The 18,693-nt window shown below is 71.3% G+C and carries 13 protein-coding genes; 2 read left to right on the forward strand and 11 right to left on the reverse strand.

Annotated elements, in window-relative coordinates:
• Positions 1-163 precede the first annotated feature (163 nt).
• Together ACIRRU_RS09970 and ACIRRU_RS09975 are read right to left on the reverse strand one after the other, a co-directional pair.
• Entirely contained in the window at positions 164-3,136 is a 2,973-nt protein-coding gene (locus ACIRRU_RS09970) for a family 16 glycoside hydrolase (protein ID WP_403678388.1), read from the reverse strand.
• 226 nt (positions 3,137-3,362) lie between these two features.
• Positions 3,363-3,983 (reverse strand): DUF4265 domain-containing protein, encoded by a 621-nt coding sequence (locus ACIRRU_RS09975; RefSeq protein ID WP_403678732.1) that lies wholly within the window; start codon positions 3,981-3,983, stop codon positions 3,363-3,365.
• 368 nt (positions 3,984-4,351) lie between these two features.
• Between ACIRRU_RS09975 and ACIRRU_RS09980 the strand changes: the two genes are divergently transcribed.
• Positions 4,352-6,133, forward strand: a complete 1,782-nt coding sequence (locus ACIRRU_RS09980) for a coagulation factor 5/8 type domain-containing protein (RefSeq protein WP_403678390.1) — start codon at positions 4,352-4,354, stop codon at positions 6,131-6,133.
• 113 nt (positions 6,134-6,246) lie between these two features.
• Here ACIRRU_RS09980 and ACIRRU_RS09985 read toward each other — a convergent pair whose 3' ends face one another.
• The 4 genes from ACIRRU_RS09985 to ACIRRU_RS10000 all read right to left on the reverse strand — a co-directional run bounded on the left by ACIRRU_RS09985 (position 6,247) and on the right by ACIRRU_RS10000 (position 10,337).
• Positions 6,247-8,388, reverse strand: a complete 2,142-nt coding sequence (locus ACIRRU_RS09985; RefSeq protein ID WP_403678391.1) for a hypothetical protein — start codon at positions 8,386-8,388, stop codon at positions 6,247-6,249.
• A gap of 174 nt (positions 8,389-8,562) precedes the next feature.
• A complete protein-coding gene (locus tag ACIRRU_RS09990) occupies positions 8,563-9,138 on the reverse strand; it encodes a DUF6113 family protein (RefSeq protein ID WP_403678392.1) in 576 nt (191 codons plus the stop codon).
• Positions 9,135-10,049 (reverse strand): N-acetyl-1-D-myo-inositol-2-amino-2-deoxy-alpha-D-glucopyranoside deacetylase, encoded by a 915-nt coding sequence (gene mshB, locus ACIRRU_RS09995; RefSeq protein ID WP_403678393.1) that lies wholly within the window; start codon positions 10,047-10,049, stop codon positions 9,135-9,137. The genes ACIRRU_RS09990 and mshB overlap by 4 nt, the downstream gene beginning before the upstream one ends.
• A 93-nt stretch (positions 10,050-10,142) precedes the next feature.
• Positions 10,143-10,337 (reverse strand): hypothetical protein, encoded by a 195-nt coding sequence (locus ACIRRU_RS10000; protein ID WP_363204936.1) that lies wholly within the window; start codon positions 10,335-10,337, stop codon positions 10,143-10,145.
• Positions 10,338-10,507: 170 nt separating this feature from the next.
• On the opposite strand from ACIRRU_RS10000, the gene ACIRRU_RS10005 reads away from it, so the two are divergent.
• On the forward strand, positions 10,508-12,634 hold the full coding sequence (locus tag ACIRRU_RS10005; RefSeq protein WP_403678395.1) for a prolyl oligopeptidase family serine peptidase: 2,127 nt from the start codon (positions 10,508-10,510) through the stop codon (positions 12,632-12,634).
• A 207-nt stretch (positions 12,635-12,841) separates the two neighbouring features.
• On the opposite strand, the gene ACIRRU_RS10010 is transcribed toward ACIRRU_RS10005, so the two are convergent.
• From ACIRRU_RS10010 to ACIRRU_RS10030, 5 genes are all read right to left on the reverse strand, one after another.
• Positions 12,842-14,083 carry an ABC transporter ATP-binding protein gene (locus tag ACIRRU_RS10010; RefSeq protein WP_403678397.1) on the reverse strand — a complete coding sequence of 414 codons (1,242 nt, stop codon included), beginning with the start codon at positions 14,081-14,083 and terminating at the stop codon, positions 12,842-12,844.
• Positions 14,073-15,050, reverse strand: coding sequence for an ABC transporter ATP-binding protein (locus tag ACIRRU_RS10015; protein ID WP_403678399.1), 978 nt, complete (start codon positions 15,048-15,050; stop codon positions 14,073-14,075). The genes ACIRRU_RS10010 and ACIRRU_RS10015 overlap by 11 nt, the downstream gene beginning before the upstream one ends.
• A gap of 13 nt (positions 15,051-15,063) precedes the next feature.
• Positions 15,064-16,041: an ABC transporter permease gene (locus ACIRRU_RS10020; protein ID WP_403678401.1), complete on the reverse strand. Its 978-nt coding sequence runs from the start codon at positions 16,039-16,041 to the stop codon at positions 15,064-15,066.
• Positions 16,034-16,957: an ABC transporter permease gene (locus ACIRRU_RS10025; protein WP_403678403.1), complete on the reverse strand. Its 924-nt coding sequence runs from the start codon at positions 16,955-16,957 to the stop codon at positions 16,034-16,036. Before ACIRRU_RS10025 ends, ACIRRU_RS10020 begins: the two co-directional genes overlap by 8 nt.
• 91 nt (positions 16,958-17,048) lie before the next feature.
• On the reverse strand, positions 17,049-18,680 hold the full coding sequence (locus tag ACIRRU_RS10030) for an ABC transporter substrate-binding protein (protein ID WP_403678405.1): 1,632 nt from the start codon (positions 18,678-18,680) through the stop codon (positions 17,049-17,051).
• Positions 18,681-18,693 lie beyond the last annotated feature (13 nt).

An 18,693-nucleotide genomic window follows, 5' to 3' on the forward strand; every position in this document is an offset into this window, starting at 1 on the left:
GCGCCCCCCCCCCCCCGGGCGCCGGGGCGGGGGGGGGCCCGCCCCCGGCCCCCGGCCGCCCGGGGGGGCGGGGCCCCCCCCGGCCCCCCGGGGGGGGGCCCCCCCCCGGCCCGGGGGGGGGGCCCCCACCGCTTTTCCCGCACGGATACGGTGCGGGCGGAGATCAGCGCCGTTCGATCCAGATGTTGCGGAACCTCGGGTTCTCGCCAGGATCCCCGTGGTCCTGCAACTTGATGTGCCCCGGAGCCGGTCCCTCCGGACGGCCCGCCCCGGTCGGTCCGGCGACGGCCACGTCGTCGTGCACCAGCGTGCCGTTCCACCGGAGGCTGACCCGCGCGTCCTGCGTCTTCTTCCCGTCGCTGTCGAAGCGCGCCGCCCGGAAGTCGATGTCGTAGCTCTGCCACGTGCCGGGCGCGGTCGCCGCGTTGACGTCGGGGGCCTTGCGGAGATAGATCGAACCGGCGTCGTTGGTGGCGGGCACCTTGACCCCGAAGGACTCCAGCACCTGGATCTCGTACCGCTCCTGGATGTAGACCCCGCTGTTGCCCCGGGCCTGTCCGGTGACCTCCGGCGGGTAGTCCGGCTGGTACCACTCGGCGTGCATCCGGAAGTCGCCGAACTTCTCCTTCGTGCGGATGTCCCCGCCGATCGACTCCACGGAGCCGTCCGCCACCGGCCACGTCGCCGGACCGCCCTTCGCGGACTCCCAGGCGTCCAGGTCCGAACCGTCGAAGAGGACGGTGCGCCGGGTCGGGGTGACGGTGAGGTTGTCGAGGTTCACATGGCCCTCGTCCTCAGGTTCGTAGGCGTAGGTGACCGTGTTGGCGCCCTTGCGCAGGGGCACCGACTCGACGTGGGTCGCCCAGGTGTTCCAGGTGACCGTGGAGTCCAGCCAGATCTGCTTCCACCGCTCGCCGTTGACGTACAGGGTCATCGACCGGGGCTTCGGCTCGGGGTCGGAGTTCTGCCCGTTGGCGTACCGCAGGGCCAGGTCGTGCTTGCCCTTCTTGTCGGCGCGTACGGCGAAGGTGGTGCGGGAGCCCGGCGCCCAGTTGTTGTCGATGAACCCGGTGCCGGAGTAGCCGGAGTGGTTGTCGTTGAACTTGGTCCCACCGGACAGGGAGGCGGACTCGGCCTCGTACACCGGCGGCGGCTTCGAGCCGTCGGGCAGCGTGTTGAGGCTGTACCAGGCCTCGGTGCTCCACAGCTCCTGGCCGTTCTCCGCGGCGAACGGGCGCGGGGACTGCACGTGCACGACGTGCCCGGGGCGCAGGCCGTCCACCTTCAGCGTCACGGTCGTGCGGTCGGTGGAGAGCGTGGCGGAGGTGACGTCGAGGGCCTTCTCGTCGGCCTTCGGGCCGCCGTACCTCGGGGTCGCCACGTAACGCCACTGCTGGGCCTCGTACTTGGCGGCCAGATTCGCCGCGGTCTCCTCGGAGAGCGGCTGGGTGTACTCGATCTCGAAGCCGCCGTCGACCGCCCGCATGGCCTTCATGTCGAAGGCGTCCTCACCGGTGAGCGCCAGCTTCTGGAGGCCGAACTTCAGCTTGCCCTCCTGGCCCCAGTTCCCCGCGTCGCCGATGCCGCCCGCGTAGATCGCGCCGTCCGGGCCGAGGCTGATCCGGTTGACCCCGGCCTCCAGGCCCTGCGTCATCCGGAACACCGCGCCCTGGTACTCGCCGCCGACCTTCTCCAGGTAGGCCCGCTGGAGCCCGCCGTAGGTCACGTCACCGAAGACCATCTGCCCGGCGAAGGGACCGTCGCGCAACTGGAGCGGGTTACTGGGCGAGTTGGAGATCTCGCCGTGCGGCAGCCACAGGACGGGCTCGGTCACCGGCTGGTCGTCGTAGACGCCGTCGGGGTTGGTGTGGTGGTTGTAGAAGGCGCCCTGCTTGATCCGGACCAGCTTCGACGTGGGCACGTAGGCGCCCTGGTTGTCGGTGGCGAAGATGGAGCCCTCCGGCCCCCAGCCCAGACCGTTGGGCGTACGCAGCCCCCCGGCCACGTACGACACCTTGCCGGTCTTCTTGTCGATCTTCAGGGCGGAGCCGCGGTTGGGTACGTTCTGCGGGTCCTGGGTCGCACCGCCGGGGACCATGGCGATGCCCGTGCTGACGTAGAAGTACCCCTTCTCGTACAGCAGGCCGAACGCGAACTCGTGGTAGTTGCCGCCGAACGGCCAGGTCGCGATCTGCCGGTACTCGTCGGCGACCTCGTCGCCGTCCTTGTCGACCAGTGCGGTCAGACCGTCCTTCTCGGAGACGTAGATCGTGCCGTCGACGTACTTCAGCCCCATCGGCTCCAGCAGGTCCTCGGCGATCAGCTTCGTCGTGACCTTCGACGGGTCGGTGTTCCCGGTGACGTTGTCGAGCAGATAGACCTGCCCGAGCTCGCTCTCCCGGCTGCCGCCCCAGGTGCTGACGGCCAGGCGGCCGTCCGGCAGCCAGTCCATGCCGGTGACCTGCGGCTCGAAGCCGTCGGGGCGCAGATCGGTCAGCGTGTAGTCGGGGTGGACCCCGGCCAGCGGCAGACCGTCGCCGGGCGACTCGTCGATGCCCTCGCACAGTTTGCGCCCCGGGGAGGTGACCCGTGTGACGTCGGCGTCGGTGCTCAGCACCGAGGTGGGCACCACGGAGTACGCGCTCGCCCCTGGCGGCCGCCACTCCAGCAGCAGGCGCTGGTCGTACTCGCCGTCCCAGTGGTCGATCCGCAGCGCGTGGTGGCCTTCGGTCAGCTCGACCGAACCCTCCTTGGGCTGAGCACCGTGCTTGCCCCCGTTGTCGATGATCTGCGTACCGTCGATGATCAGCCGGGAGCCGTCGTCGCTGGTGATGCGGAAGTCGTGCTTCCCGGCGGACTCGACGTTCAGGTACGCGGTGACCTCGGTGACGAACTTCCCGGCCAGCCCGAAGTCGTCGGCGGTGGTCCAGTCGATCGTCGGCTTCAACTCGTCCACGTTGGGCGTCTGGCCGGGCTTGAGCGTGCAGAAGTCCTCCAGCGCCATCTGCACGTCGAAGACCCGCATGGTCACGCCCGGTTCCTGCGGCGGTATGTCGGGAGGCTGGGCGGCGGCCGCCTGGCCCGGGACGAGGGTGGCGAGGAACAGGGCTGAGACGAGTACGGCCAAGCGCCGCATGGGCCTTCCTCCTTGAGGGCCGAGGCAGCCGGCGGTCCAGTGGCTGACGGGCTGCCGCACAACAGTGAAGGGCAGGCCTCGCGGAAAAGGCAACAGGCGGGTAAGCGCTTTCTATTTTATCGTTGCAAAGAAGTCGGACATCGCGCCGGAGGAGGCTGGAACAAAAGGCCTGCCAATGGCTCCGACTCGGCTCGACCATCGGCAGCAAGCGCTGCCACGTTCAGGGTCAGGCCGACCGCCACGCCCGCGTGGCGCACGCGACCTCGTAGTGCCACCAGCCCTCGTCCCGGCCACGGGCGAGGAGCGCCTTGACCGCGCGCAGATCCGCCCCGCCCGGCACGGTCAGCGCGACCAGCGGAACGTCGGCGCCGAACACCTCGCCCCGCAGCCCGAATCCGGCGAGCCGCTCGTGCACGGCCCGGACGTCGGGGCCGAGCGGACCGCCCGGCAGGGGCAGGACGCGTACGGTGCAGTTGCCCGACTCCGCCACCCGGCCGCTCGCCCACCGCACCCCGTCCTCGTCCGTCCAGAACCGTACGATCTCGCCCTCGGCGACCCCGTCCCGCAGGAAGGGCACGTTGTCGACGCGCGCGGTGTCCGGGCCCAGCCGGGTCGCCCACAGCCCCTCGGTGTCACAGTGCGGCCACCCGTCGCCGTGGGACGGCCACCCGTCGCCACGGGGCAGTGAGCCGTCTTGGGGCGGCGAGCCGCGCCGGAGCGATGAACTGTCCCGGAGAGGCGAGCCGTCACGGGGCGGCTGGTCACCAGAGGGCGACGGACGGCCGTCAGGGGGCGGCCGGTCATCAGCGGGCGGCCAGCCGTCGTGCGGCGCGCAGCGGAACCAGATCTTGATCCGATCGGTTTCGCCGGGCGGGCGCTCCGGTCCGGCGGGGAATCCCATGCCCCCATGGTGCCTTCCGCCCATCGCTCGCGCCTGTCCACCACCGGCCCCCGCCAGGGCATGACCAGGCACGACGCCGGAGCGGCGAAGCCACATCGGCCCCGGCGACCCCGGGGCCGCCATGTCGGTTGCCCCGCAAGCCAGTTGCCGGATGCACCACCGCCCTCCCCAGGCTCCCCGCGCACACGTCTTGACGCGTACAGACCCAGAGGGGAAACATCGCTGATACGAGAGAGCGCTCTCCCATCCCTCCCCCACCTCGGCTCTCCCGTCCGCTCCTCGTGCCCCGTACCGCGACCCAGGAGACGTACCCCATGTCTGCTCCCCCCACCGCACCACGCCCCCGCCGCCGGCGGCGGGCCCTCGGTCTGGCCGCGCTCGCCGTGGCGATGCTCATGTCCGTACCGACCGCGCAGACCGCCTTCGGCGAGGAGGCCGGGGCGGCGGCCGTCCCGGGTGGCGGTGATCTCGGTCCGAACGTGCATGTCTTCGATCCGTCCACGCCCGACATCCAGGGCAAGGTCGACGCGATCTTCAAGCAGCAGGAGTCGGCGCAGTTCGGCAGCGGGCGCCACGCGCTGATGTTCAAGCCCGGCACGTACGACAACCTCAACGCGCAGATCGGCTTCTACACCCAGATCGCCGGGCTGGGCCTGCACCCCAACGACACCACCTTCAACGGTGACGTGACCGTCGACGCGGGCTGGTTCAACGGCAACGCCACCCAGAACTTCTGGCGCTCGGCGGAGAACCTGACCCTCAACCCGGTGAACGGCACCAACCGCTGGGCGGTCTCCCAGGCCGCCCCCTTCCGCCGCATGCACGTCAAGGGCGGACTCAACCTCGCCCCCGACGGCTACGGCTGGGCCAGCGGCGGCTACATCGCCGACAGCAAGATCGACGGCACCGTCGGCCCCTACTCCCAGCAGCAGTGGTACACCCGCGACAGCTCCGTGGGCGGCTGGACCAACGGCGTCTGGAACATGACGTTCTCGGGCGTGGAGGGCGCACCGCCCAACAGCTTCCCCGAGCCGCCGTACACCACCCTGGACACCACCCCGATCTCCCGCGAGAAGCCCTTCCTCTATCTCGACGGCACCGAGTACAAGGTCTTCGTCCCCGCCAAGCGCGAGAACGCGCGGGGCGTCTCGTGGGCCGGGGGAACCCAGCCCGGGGAGTCGATCCCGCTGGACCGGTTCTACGTCGTGAAGGAAGGGGCGGACGCCGCCACGATCAACGCGGCCGTGGAGCAGGGCCTGCACCTGCTCTTCACGCCCGGCGTCTACCACATCGACCGGACCATCGACGTGGACCGCCCGGACACGGTGGTCCTCGGGCTCGGCCTGGCGACGATCATCCCGGACAACGGGGTCACCGCGATCAAGGTCGGTGACGTGTCCGGCGTACGGCTCGCGGGACTTCTGGTCGACGCCGGTCCGGTCAACTCCCCGACGCTGCTGGAGGTCGGGCCGCAGGGGGCCTCGGCCGACCACTCGGCCAACCCGACGTCGCTCCAGGACGTGTTCGTACGCATCGGCGGCGCGGGCCCCGGCAAGGCGACCACCAGCATCGTCGTCAACAGCGACGACACCATCATCGACCACACCTGGGTCTGGCGCGCCGACCACGGCGAGGGCTGGGGCTGGGAGACCAACCGCGCCGACTACGGCGTCCGCGTCAACGGCGACGACGTCCTGGCCACCGGCCTGTTCGTCGAACACTTCAACAAGTACGACGTCGAGTGGTACGGCGAACGCGGCCGCACCATCTTCTTCCAGAACGAGAAGGCCTACGACGCCCCCAACCAGGCCGCCATCCAGAACGGCTCCACCAAGGGCTACGCCGCCTACCGCGTCGACGACTCCGTCGACCAGCACGAAGGCTGGGGCATGGGCAGCTACTGCTACTACAACGTGGATCCCACCATCATCCAGGAGCACGGCTTCAAGGCCCCGGTGAAGCCGGGGGTGAAGTTCCACCACCTGATCGTGGTGTCCCTGGGCGGCAACGGCCAGTACGAGCACGTGATCAACGACGTCGGCTCCCCCACCTCGGGGACGTCGACCATCCCGTCCCAGGTGGTGAACTTCCCGTAGCGACGCCCCGAACGGGGCCGCACACACCGCTGCCTCCGCCCGGATTCTTCCGGGCGGAGGCAGCGGGCTTCCGGGCTGGGGCAGCGGCGGTGGCCGCCGCGGCTCCGGGCGGCTCAGCCCTGGCCGGTGAGGTCGATGGTGACCGTGCGTTCGGCGGGGGTCTTGCCGGTCAGGGCCGTCTTCATGGCCTGGGCCACCTCGTCCGCGCCGACCTGGCGCTGCTTGCCGTCGGCCTTGGTCGCCATGATGCCGTCGAAGACGCCGTCCAGGAGGGTGTCGATCGCCTCCTTGTCGTAGACGTCGACCAGCCGCCCGTCGACGGGCTTCATCGAGAGGATCTGCGGCAGGCTCCTGGCCGGGCCGAACTGGATCTGCTTGGCACCGGCCTTGATCGTGATCAGGCCGGACATCGCGGGCTCCGCGAACTCCTTCATCGCCCGGTTCAGTTCGGCGGCGGTGATGGTGGGTTCCCGGGTGGCGACCGGCAGTTCGACCACCTTGGGCTCCCCGGTCTGCACCTGCGCGCGGTAGGCGTCGCGGACCGAGACCAGCGACTGGCCGACGTCCAGGGCCTTGCCCGGCTTGCCCGGTACTGCGACGGCCTTGTTCGGCTCGAAGCGGATCGTGCCGTCGTTGGCCGAGCCGGAGGTACCCGCCAGGTCGGCCAGGGCCACGCCCAGCTTCTCCTCGTCCACCGGGATCACCGGGTCGGCGGGGCGCTCCCCGCCGAACAGCGAACCGATCACCGAGACCGGGTTGTAGTCGCTGCCCGCAGCCCCGCGCACGGTCTCCTGGCTGTCCAGGGTGAGACCGGCCTTTGCCGGGTCGAGCTTCTCCTCCTTGCCGTCCACCGACAGCTGGAGCGGCGCCGTGGCCCGGTCGCCGAGGGCGGATTCGAGCTTGCCGACCGCGTCCTCCTTGCTGCCGCCGCCGATGTCGACGCCGAGCACCGTGGTGCCCTTGGGGACCTCCGCGTGGTTGAGCAGGAGGCCCGCCCCGTAGGCGATGCCGAGCAGCACGACCGCCACCACGCCCAGCAGGACCAGCTTGGAGCGGCCCTTCTTCGCGGGCTTGGCGGGCGCGGCCTGGGCCGCCGGACGGGGGGCGGCGGGACCGGGCGCGGGTGCGCCGGGTCCTCCCGGTCCCCCGGGCCCTCCCGGTCCCCCGGCCGGGCCGCCGAAGCCGCCCTCACGGTCCGGGAAGGGCGACCGGGAGTCGCTGGGCACCACGGGGATGCCGCTGGTCAGCGTGTCGCCCGAGACGTTGCCGCCGGGGCCGGGCGCGGGCGCCGGGGCCTGCGGGGTGAGGATCGCGGTGTCGTCGGACATCCGGGGCGGTACGCCACCGGGGGTGCCCGGGACCATCGGTCCGGGGCCGCCGAGGCCCGGGACGCCGTCGAGGTTCGGGGTCAGCGAGGAGCTGCCGGTGACCGGTCCCGTGGTGGGGCCGGACGGGCCCGGCGTACGCCCTCCGGGGTCCGGGGTGGCACGCGGGCCGCCGCCGGGGGCCCCGGCACCGTACCCGTCGAACGCGCCGCCGCCGTGGGGGCCGCCGGGTACTCCGGGGGTCCCCGCACCGCCGGGACCGCCCTGGCCGCCGGAGGCGCCGGGAGCGCCGCCCGGCTGCGGGGCGTCCGAGAAGTACGGCAGGTCCGGGCGCGGGCGGCCCGCGCCCGTGCCGTCGGGACCACCGGTGCCGCCCGGTCCGGCGGAGGGACCGGCTGGAGCTCCGGCGCCCGGAACGGCCACGCCCTGGGGCGGGGTCGGTGCCTTGCGGGGGGCGAACCAGTCGCTGCCGCTCTTCTCCCGGGCCGGCCTCCCGGCCGCCGCCCGGTCCGCGGGGGCGCCGTCGCGGGGCCCGTCGGCGGGCGCGGCGCTGTCCGCGCCGGACGGGCGGTCCGCGTGGTCCGCCCGTGCGGGTGGCGGCGGCGTGCCGGGGCGCGGTGCGCCGCCGGTGCGCTCGGCGTCGGGGCGGTCCGTGCTGAGATCGCTCTCAGCCATCGGGGTACGCATCACGACGGGCGGGATGGGGCGCGACCCGGGGATGTTGATCCGGATGCGCGTCGTCAGCGTCGTCTCGGTCTTCGGTTCCTCGGGCCGGGGCGGATCCACGGATTCCGGGGTGCCGTCCGAGCCGTCCTGCGACGGGTGCAGCGACGGATACTGGCGGGATCCGTACGGCGGCGTACCCGACGGGTACGCGGCTCCGCCGCGCCCCTGGGGCCCGGAGGACGAACTGTCAGTTTCACGACTCAAAGCAGGTTCTCCCGATTGGCTCCGCCGCCCGTACTTCCCCCATGCCGCAGGCCAGGGGACGGCTCGGCGCGCGCACCACCATACTGGCCGCTGCCGTCGGACACTCCGCGACCGGGGGAAACCTCCACCCCTGCATCACACCTGTGGGGGTCTCGCCCGGCCGGAGTTGGCACTTCAGATGCCCGACCGGGCGTTGCGGGTGGCTGATTGCGGAACCCTTGACGTGGTGGCGCACATCACAGCCACGGCGGTGCCGCCGAGCATGAAGAGCAGGAGGCCGAGTTCGTCGCCGAAGACGTAGTCGCCCTCCGGGCGGCCGCCCAGCAGGAGGAAGACGGTGGCGAACCAGCCGACCGCGGGCGCCAGGGCGCCGATCTGGGTGCCGGTCAGGACCCGGCCGCCGTAGAAGAGGCCCGCGGAGCCCGCCAGGGCGATGAGCAACCCGCCCGGGAACCAGGCGGCTTGGACGAGTGCTCCGGCGAGCGCGACGAGGACGCCGAGCAGGGCCAGGCCGACGTAGCCGACGATCCGGGCCGGGGAGGGCCGGACGGGGCCGCCCGTGGGCTCCGGGGCCCTGGGCGGCGCGTTGGTGCGCGGGGAGTAGGAGGCGGTCGCCCGGCCGCGCCCCTTGCCCTGGTCGGCCCGGGGGCCGCCGCGCCTGTTCCGATGACCGCCGGTGCCGGTGGGGGCGCCTTGGCCGCTCCGGCCGGTCGCGCCGCCGGTTCCGCTCCCGCTCGGGGTCTCCTTCACGTTCCGCTCCCCGGGGTGGACTCCGCCGCGTCGGGCAGACCCGCGAACAGGTCGCGCTCGCGGGCTCCGCCGGGCTCCCCCGAGGTGCCGCGCACCAGTTGGTAGCACTCGGTCGTCAGCAGCGGCTGGCCCAGGTCGTTGGAGAGGGCGAAGAAGGGGCCGTCGACCGCGATCTGGGTGGCGTGGGCGCGCATCGCCGCCGCCTTCGCCCCGGCGTACGCCGTTCCGTCGATCTCGGCGGTGATCTCGTCGCCGTCGACCACTCCGGGGACGTCGTCCACGGCCGCGATCCCCGGGAAGGCGTCCGGCGCGGTGGCGCGCAGCCGGTCGAAGGCGGCCTCGGCCACGGACCGTTCAACCCGGTTCCAGTAGATCTTCGCGACGGTGTGCGGGGCGTCCATGCCGAAGGACGGCTCAGCCGCCAGGTCGACGGCGCGCGTCGCGACGCGGTGGGCCTGGATGTGGTCGGGGTGGCCGTAGCCGCCGTCCGGGTCGTAGGTGATCAGGACCTGGGGGCGGATCTCGCGGATCACCTCGACGAGGTGGGCCGCCGCCTCGTCGACCGGGGTGGACCAGAAGGAGCCGGGGCGGTCGTTCTGCTCGGCGCCCATCATCCCGGAGTCCCGGTAGCGGCCGGCGCCGCCGAGGAAGCGGTGGTCGGTGACGCCCAGCTCCGCCACCGCCGCGGTCAGCTCGCCGACCCGGTGCGGGCCGAGGACGTCGTCCCGGTCGGCGGTGAGGCGGGCGAGGGCGGGCGGGATGACCTCGCCCTCCTCGCCGAGGGTGCACGTGACCAGGGTGACGTGGGCGCCCTCGGCCGCATACCTGGCCATGGTGGCGCCGTTGTTGATCGACTCGTCGTCCGGGTGCGCGTGCACCAGCAGCAGACGGCGGGCGGGAAGGTCCTTCATGGGGACCACCCTACGAGCCCGGAGGCCCCCCGTGCCTCCGGGCTCCGCGCTCGCGGGCTCGCGGGCCTCCAGGCTCCGCGCCCGCCGCCCGGGTCAGAACTTGATGCTGCTGATCATCCCCGCCACGTTGGTCGTCAGGTCGGAGATGGTCGGTGCGACGGACGAGCTCGCGACGTAGAACCCGAGCAGTATGCAGACCACCGCGTGCCCTCCCTTGAGTCCGGATTTCCGGATCAGCAGGAAGACGATGATCGCCAGCAGCACTACCGCCGAAATCGAGAGCGCCACGGCGGTTCACCTCCATCAGTACGTTCGGACGGTCGGAACGGGGGTACGCGAAGTCGGCGAGTACTTACCCACCGAGCGCTACGGATCATAACTATCCGTGCCAACGCATTGATCGGAGCACAGCAGCACGAGGGGCGCACGGAGCCGCGCGCGCGGCTAAGTTCGAGGCCATGACCTCGCAGAAGCTGTCCTTTCCCCGCCAGCACGCACGGACCCAGCGGTTCGCTCTCGGCGCACCGCGCTCCTTCACCGTCTCACCGGACGAGACGCGGGTGATCTTCCTGCGGTCCGCCTCCGGGACCGACCGGAACACGCGCCTGTGGTCGCTCGATCCGGCGACCGGCGAGGAGCGGGTCGCCGCCGACCCCGAGGCCCTGCTGGGCGGTTCGGCGGAGAAGCTGTCGCCGCAGGAGCGGGCCCGGCGCGAGCGGACCCGGGAGGGGTCGGCGGGCATCGTCTCCTACGCGGTGGACAGAGCCGCGGAGTTGGCGGCCTTCGCGCTGTCCGGCAAGGTGTACGTGGCCGAGCTGCGGGCCGGGACCGCGCGGGCGCTGCCGGTGCCCGGACCGGTGATCGACCCGCGCCCCTCCCCCGACGGGCGGCACGTCGCGTACGTGACGAAGGGCGCGCTGCGGGTCGTGGGGGCCCAGGGCGAGGGCGACCGGGCGCTGGCCGAGCCGGAGGACCCCCATGTCACCTACGGTCTGGCGGAGTTCATCGCGGCCGAGGAGATGCACCGCTTCCGGGGCTTCTGGTGGTCGCCGGAGTCGGACCGGCTGCTGGTGGCGCGGGCCGACGACCGTGCCGTACAGCGGTGGTGGATCGCCGATCCGGCGCACCCGGACCGCAGGCCCGCCGAGGTCGCCTATCCGGCGGCGGGGACGCCCAACGCCGAGGTGCGGCTGTTCGTGGTGGACCTGGCGGGGGCCCGTACGGAGGTGGTCTGGGACCGGGCGGCCTTCCCGTACCTGGCCCAGGTGCACTGGTCGTCCGCGGGCGCCCCGCTGCTGCTCGTCCAGGCCCGTGACCAGCGCAGTCAGCGGTATCTGGCGGTGGACACCGAGACCGGCGCCACCCGAGTCGTACATGTGGACGAGGACCCGGTATGGCTGGATCTCTTCCCCGGGGTGCCCGCGTGGGCGCCGGACGGGCGGCTGGTGCGGATCGCCGACGAGGGCGGCGCGCGGGTCCTGGCGGTCGGGGACCGGCTGCTGACCGGGTCGCAGCTGCACGTCCAGGCGGTGCTGGACATCGGGGAGTCGGACGTACTGATCTCGGCGGTGGCCGGTGAGGACGCGGTCGAGCCGGAGATCGGGCAGATCCATGTGTACCGGGTCAACGAGCTGGGAATCGAGCGCGTTTCCGAAGGGGTGGGGGTGCACAGCGCCGTCCGCTCGGGCGCTCTGACGGTGCTGGTCTCGGCCGTTCCGGAGACGCCCGGCGCCGCTGCATGGGTGGTGCGGGAGGGGAAGCGGCTCGTCCGGATCGCGAGCTTCGCCCAGGAACCGGTGATCGATGCCCGGGTGACGCTCACCGAGGGGGGCGCACGGCGGATTCCGTGCGCCGTGCTGCTTCCGGCGGACTACCAGGAATCGGATGGTCCGCTTCCGGTACTGCTGGATCCGTACGGCGGACCGCACGGCCGCCGGGTGGTCGCCGCCCACAACGCGCACCTGACCTCGCAGTGGTTCGCCAACCAGGGGTTCGCGGTGATCGTGGCGGACGGGCGGGGTGCGCCGGGCCGCTCGCCCGCCTGGGAGAAGGCCGTACGGGACGACTTCACCCTCACCCTGGACGACCAGATCGAGGCGCTGGAGGGGCTCGCCGGGCGGTTCCCGCTGGATCTGTCCCGGGTGGCGATCCGCGGCTGGTCCTACGGCGGCTACCTGGCCGGCCTGGCGGTGCTGCGCCGGCCGGACGTCTTCCACGCGGCCGTGGTGGGCGCCCCGGTCACGGACCTGCGGCTGTACGACACCCACTACACCGAGCGCTACCTCGGCGACCCGGCCCGGCAGCCGGAGGTGTACGCGCGCAACTCGCTGATCACCGACGACGGACTGTCCGAGCCCGCCTCCGAGGTGCGGCCGATGATGATCGTGCACGGCCTGGCCGACGACAACGTGGTGGTCGCGCACGCCCTGCGGCTGTCCTCGGCGCTGCTGTCGGCCGGGCGGCCGCACGAGGTGCTGCCGCTGAGCGGGGTGACGCACATGACGCCGCAGGAGCAGGTCGCGGAGAACCTTCTGCTGCTCCAGGTGGACTTCCTCAAGCGGTCGCTGGGGCTGAGCGGTTCCTGAGCCGCCCGGCCGTTCCCCGCCCGCCTTGGTCACCGGCGGGGCGGCGGGGACGCGGGACGGTGGCGGCGGGCGACCGGCCGGAGCGTCGAAGAGACGCTCCGGCCGGACCACGGCACCCGCACGGCCGTACGTTGTTCAGCATGAGGCGTTCGTATATCGGAGCGGCGACGGTGGAGTTGCCTGCTTGTTAACGATCCCGGCGGCGGTTCACGGCGTTTCGTCCTCCTCCGGGGGAGCCGGGGGCCGCACCGGCTCTTCCGCCGACGCCGGGGCGGGGACGTTCAGTTCGCCCTCCGGGGGCACCACGCGCTTCTCCTCCGCGAAGTGACAGGCCGAGTCGTGCCGGGCCGGGGAGTCGACGAGCCGGAACTCGGCGGGGACCGCCAGCAGCGGCACCTCCAGTTCGCACCGCTCCTGCGCCTTCCAGCAGCGGGTGCGGAAGCGGCAGCCCGAGGGGATGTCGGCGGGTGAGGGAACGTCCCCGTGGAGGATGATCCGTTCGCGGTGGGCGCGGGCCGCCGGGTCGGGCACGGGCACGGCGGAGAGCAGCGCCTGGGTGTAGGGGTGGGTGGGGTGGTCGTAGATCTCCGCGTCGGTGCCGATCTCCACGATCCGGCCCAGGTACATCACGCCGACCCGGTCGGAGATGTGCCGGACGATGGAGAGGTCGTGCGCGATGAAGACGAAGCTCAGGCTGAACTCGGCCTGGAGCCGGTCCAGCAGGTTGACGACCTGGGCCTGGACGGAGACGTCGAGCGCGGAGACCGGTTCGTCGGCGACGATGATCTCCGGGTTGAGCGCGAGGCCGCGGGCGATGCCGATGCGCTGGCGCTGGCCGCCGGAGAACTGGTGCGGGTAGCGGTTGATGTACTCCGGGTTGAGCCCGACGACGTCCAGCAGGTCCTGGACCCTCTGCCGACGGCTGCCCTTGGGGGCGACCTCGGGGTGGATCTCGTACGGCTCCCCGATGATGTCGCCGACCGTCATGCGCGGGTTCAGCGAGGTGTACGGGTCCTGGAACACCATCTGGATGTTGCGGCGCACCGCCTTCAGCGCCCGCCCGGACAGCCGGGAGATGTCCTCGCCCTTGTAGTGGATGGCGCCCGCGGTGGGACGTTCCAGGTGCACGAGCATCTTGGCGACGGTGGACTTGCCGCAGCCGGACTCCCCCACGATGCCCAGCGTCTCGCCCGCGCGCAGGTCGAAGTCGACGCCGTCGACGGCCCTGACCGCGCCGATCTGCCGCTTGAAGAGGATGCCCTGGGTGAGCGGGTAGTGCTTGACGAGGCCCCGTACCTGGAGGATCGGGTCGCCCTCGGCGTACGGTGTGCCGCCCTCGGCCGCCTTGGACAGCAGGGTGGATCCCGCCGCGCCGCCCCCGGCTCCCGCGCCGGTCCCCGGCCTCGCGTCCGTGCCGGGCCCCTCGCTCCTCTCGCGGTCAGCGTGCATCGAGCGTCTCCTTCCAGAAGTGGCAGGCGCTCCCGCGCTCGTCGTCGACCTCGTAGAGCGGCGGCACGTCGGTGCGGCACACGTCCTGGGCCATCGGGCAGCGCGGGTGGAAGGCGCAGCCGGACGGGATGCGCGTGAGGTTGGGCGGTAGGCCCTTGATCGCGTACAGCTCCTGGCCCTTCTGGTCCAGGCGCGGGATCGAGCGGAGCAGGCCCTGGGTGTACGGGTGGGCGGGGGCCCGGTAGATCTCGTGCACGGGCGCCGTCTCGACGATGCGGCCCGCGTACATCACGGCGATCTTGTCCGCCACGTCGGCGACGACGCCGAGGTCGTGGGTGATGAGGATCAGGCCCATGTTGTACTCGCGCTGGAGGTCGGCCAGCAGGTCCATGACCTGGGCCTGGACCGTGACGTCGAGCGCGGTGGTCGGCTCGTCCGCGATGATCAGGGAGGGTTCCAGGGCCATCGCCATGGCGATCATGATGCGCTGGCGCATACCGCCGGAGAACTGGTGCGGGTACTGGCCGACGCGTTCCTTGGCGGCGGGGATGCGGACCCGGTCCATCAGCTCGACCGCCTTGGCGCGCGCGTCCTTGCGGGACATCCCGCGGTGGACGACGAACATCTCGCCGAGTTGCTGGCCGACGGTGAGGACGGGGTTGAGGGAGGACAGGGCGTCCTGGAAGATCATGGCCATCTCCTGGCCGCGGATCTTGCGGCGCTCGTCCGCCTTGAGCTTCAGCAGGTCCTGGCCCTTGAAGAGGATCTCGCCGCCGCCGATCCTGCCGGGCGGCATGTCGAGGATGCCCATGATCGCCTGGGCGGTCACGGACTTCCCGGAGCCGGACTCGCCGAGGACGGCCAGTGTCTCGCCCTCCGCCACCGAGTAGTCGACCCCGTTGACGGCGCGGGCGACGCCTTCGCGGGTGTGGAACTCCACGTGCAGATCGCGCACTTCGAGCAACATGGCAACCGGCTCCTCAGCGCAGCTTGGGGTCGAGGGCGTCGCGCACCGCGTCGCCGAGCATGATGAAGGCGAGCACGGTGACCGCCAGGGCTCCGGCGGGCCAGAGCAGCATGTGCGGCGCGTTGCGGATGTAGTTGGCGGCGGCGGAGATGTCGATTCCCCAGGAGACGGCCGGGTCCTTCAGGCCGACGCCGAGGAAGGACAGGGTCGCCTCCAGCGAGATGTACGTACCGAGCGCGATGGTCGCCACGACGATGACGGGGGCGATGGCGTTCGGGGTGATGTGGCGCAGCAGCATCCGGGAGTTGGAGGCGCCGAGCGCGCGGGCCGCCTGGACGTAGTCGTTCTGCTTGGCGGTGATCACCGAGCCGCGGGCGATGCGGGCGATCTGGGGCCAGCCGAGCAGGACGATGAAGCCGACGACGGGCCAGACGGTGGAGCTGGTGACGACGGAGAGGAAGACTAGGCCGCCGAGGACGACGGGGATGCCGAAGAAGACATCGGTGAGGCGGGAGAGGACCGAGTCCCACCAGCCGCCGAAGAAGCCCGCGAGTCCGCCCAGCACGCTGCCGAGGAGCGCGACGCCGAGGGTGGCGCAGACGCCGACCGTGACGGAGGTGCGGGTGCCGTGGACGACGCGGGTGTAGACGTCGCGGCCCTGCGGGTCGAAGCCGAAGGGGTGGCCGGGCTCGGAGCCCTTCTGGGCGTCGTCCAGGTTGGCCTGGAGGGGGTCGCCGCTCGCGATCAGCGTGGGCCAGATCGAGATGATCACCAGGAAGAGGATGACCAGCGAGGAGATGATGAAGACCGGGTTGCGCCGCAGGTCGCGCCAGGCGTCGGACCACAGGCTGCGGGGCTTTCCGGCCGGTCCGGTGCCGTCGGCGCCGCCGGGGCTCTGCCCCAGGCCGGCGCCCTCCTCCAGGGCGAGGTCCATGGGGCCGCCGGCCCCCGCCGGGGAGATCGCTCCGTCCGGTGACTGCGGCTCAGGCATAGCGGATCCTCGGGTCGAGTACGGCGTACAGGAGGTCGACGATCAGGTTGGCGGCCAGGAAGACCAGGACCAGGACGGTGACGAAGCCGACGACGGTCTGGGAGTTCTGGCGCAGGATGCCCTGGTAGAGCTGGTAGCCCACCCCGTGGATGTTGAAGATCCGCTCGGTGACGATGGCCCCGCCCATCAGCGCGCCGATGTCGGTGCCGATGAAGGTGACGACGGGGATCAGCGAGTTGCGCAGCAGGTGCCGGACGACCACCCGGCGGCGGGGCAGCCCCTTGGCGACGGCGGTGCGTACGTAGTCGGCGCGGGCGTTCTCGGCGATCGAGGTCCGGGTGAGCCGGGTGACGTAGGCGAGCGAGACCGAGGCGAGGACGAGCCCGGGGACGAGGAGTTCGTCGAAGGCCGGGTCCGGGGAGACCGAGGGCTTGATGATGCCCCACTTGACGCCGAGGAGGAGCTGGAGCAGCAGACCGGTGACGAAGGTGGGGACGGCGATGACGACCAGGGTGAGGATGAGCACGGTGGTGTCGATCGGACGGCCGCGGCGCAGGCCGGTGACGACGCCGAGGCTGATGCCGATGACGACCTCGAAGACGATCGCGACGATGGTGAGCCGGATCGTGATCGGGAAGGCCGTGCCCATCAGCTCGGTGACCTTCTGCCCGTTGAACGCGGTGCCGAAGTCGCCGGTGAACACGTTGCCCATGTACGTCAGGTATTGCTGCCAGACCGGCTTGTCGAGGCCGAACTCGGCGCGCAGCTGGGCGGCGGTGGCCGGGTCGCACTGGCGGTCGCCGCAGAGACCCGCGATGGGGTCGCCCATCACGTTCACCATGAGGAAGATCAGCAGCGTGGTGCCGAAGAAGACGGGGATCATCTGCAGCAGCCGCCGGATCACATAACGTCCCATGCGGGGCTCCGGGGGTCGGGGCGGACTCGGCGAGGGGTGTGCCGACGGCCGGGACGCGTGTCGGGCGTCCCGGCCGTCCGGTCTCAGCGGGTCACTTGACGGTGATCTCTTCGTAGACCGGGACGCTGAACGGGTTCAGCTCGACGTTGTCGATCCGGTCCGAGTAGCCGGCGCTGCCGTTCTGGTACCACAGCGGGATGGAGGGCATCTCGGTCACCAGGACCTTCTCCGCGTCCTGGAAGGCGGTGATGGCCTTCGCCTTGTCGCTCTCGGCGTTCGCCTTGTCGACCAGGTCGTCGAACTGCTTGTTGCTCCACTTGCCGTCGTTGGACGGGGCGTTGGTGTAGTAGAGCGGCTGGAGGAAGTTCTGGATCAGCGGGTAGTCCATCTGCCAGCCAGCGCGCCAGGGTCCGGTGAGCTTCTGGGTGGAGACCTGGGTGCGGAAGTCGGCGAAGGTGCCGATCGGGCCGCCGACGCAGGCCTTGTTGTTCCCCAGGACGTTGTTGATGCTGTTGCAGACGGCGTCGACCCACTCCTTGTGGGAGCCGGTGTCGGCGTTGTACGAGATCTTCAGCTGGCCGCCGGGGATGCCGCCGCCCTCCTCGATCAGCTTCTTGGCCTGGGCCTTGTCGTACGTGCACTCCTTGCCGCACAGGCCCTTCTTGAAGCCGCCGTCGTCGCCGAGGACCGGGGAGGTCCAGTCGGAGGCGGGGGTGCGGGTCTGCTGGAAGATCTGGTTGGTGATCTGGGGCCGGTTGATCGCCATCGACAGGCCCTGGCGGACCTTGCGGGCGTTGTCGGTGTCCCACTCCTTGTCGTAGAACGGGAAGGAGATGGTCTGGATGATCCCGGCGGGGGTGTTGATGTAGCGGTTGCCGAGGTCCGCCTCGACGTTGCGGAGCTGGGAGGCGGGCACGTCGTCGACGAGGTCGAGGTTGCCCGCGGTCAGGTCGGTGTAGGCGGTGTTGTTGTCGGTGAAGACCTTCAGGTCGACGCCGCCGTTCTTCGCCTTGTCGTCGCCCGGGTAGTCGTTCCAGCGGCGCAGGTTCATCGAGGAGCCCTTGGCGTAGGACTCGATGGTGTACGGACCGTTGCCCACGGGCTTGGAGAGCCAGGCGTCGCGGTTGTCGTAGAACGCCTTGGGCAGTGGGACGAACGCCGTGTAGCCGAGGGTGTCGGGCCACAGGGAGAACTTCTGGGTGAGCTTGGTGGTGAAGGTCAGGTCGTCGACGACCTTGAGGCCGGACAGGGTCTCGGCGGAGGCGGAGCCGGACTCGGGGTGGACCTTGTCGTAGCCCTCGATGTACTGGAAGAAGTAGGCGTTCTTCTGGTTGTTCTTCAGCGCGGCGCCGTAGTTCCAGGCGTCCACGAAGGACTTGGCGGTCACCTTCTCGCCGTTGGAGAAGGTCCAGCCGTCCTTCAGCTTGATCGTGAAGTTCTGGGAGTCCTTCGTGTCGATGGACTCGGCGATCATGTTCTTCGCCTCGCCGGTCTTCGGGTCGTAGCGGATCAGTCCGCGGAAGACCATGTCGAGGACCTTGCCGCCCTGCACCTCGTTGGTGTTGGCCGGCTCCAGCGGGTTCTGCGGGTCGCCCCAGGAGGAGCTGACGATCCCGTCGGCCCCGCCGCTGCCGCCGCCGTCGCCCCCGCCGCCGCAGGCTGTCGCCGCCAGGGCGACGGCCACCGCACAGGCGGCCCACCTGACGTGTGTGGCTCCGCGCATGGAGTGCCTCCTA

The organism is Streptomyces sp. NPDC101181 (assembly GCF_044767975.1).
Taxonomy (GTDB): Bacteria; Actinomycetota; Actinomycetes; order Streptomycetales; family Streptomycetaceae; genus Streptomyces.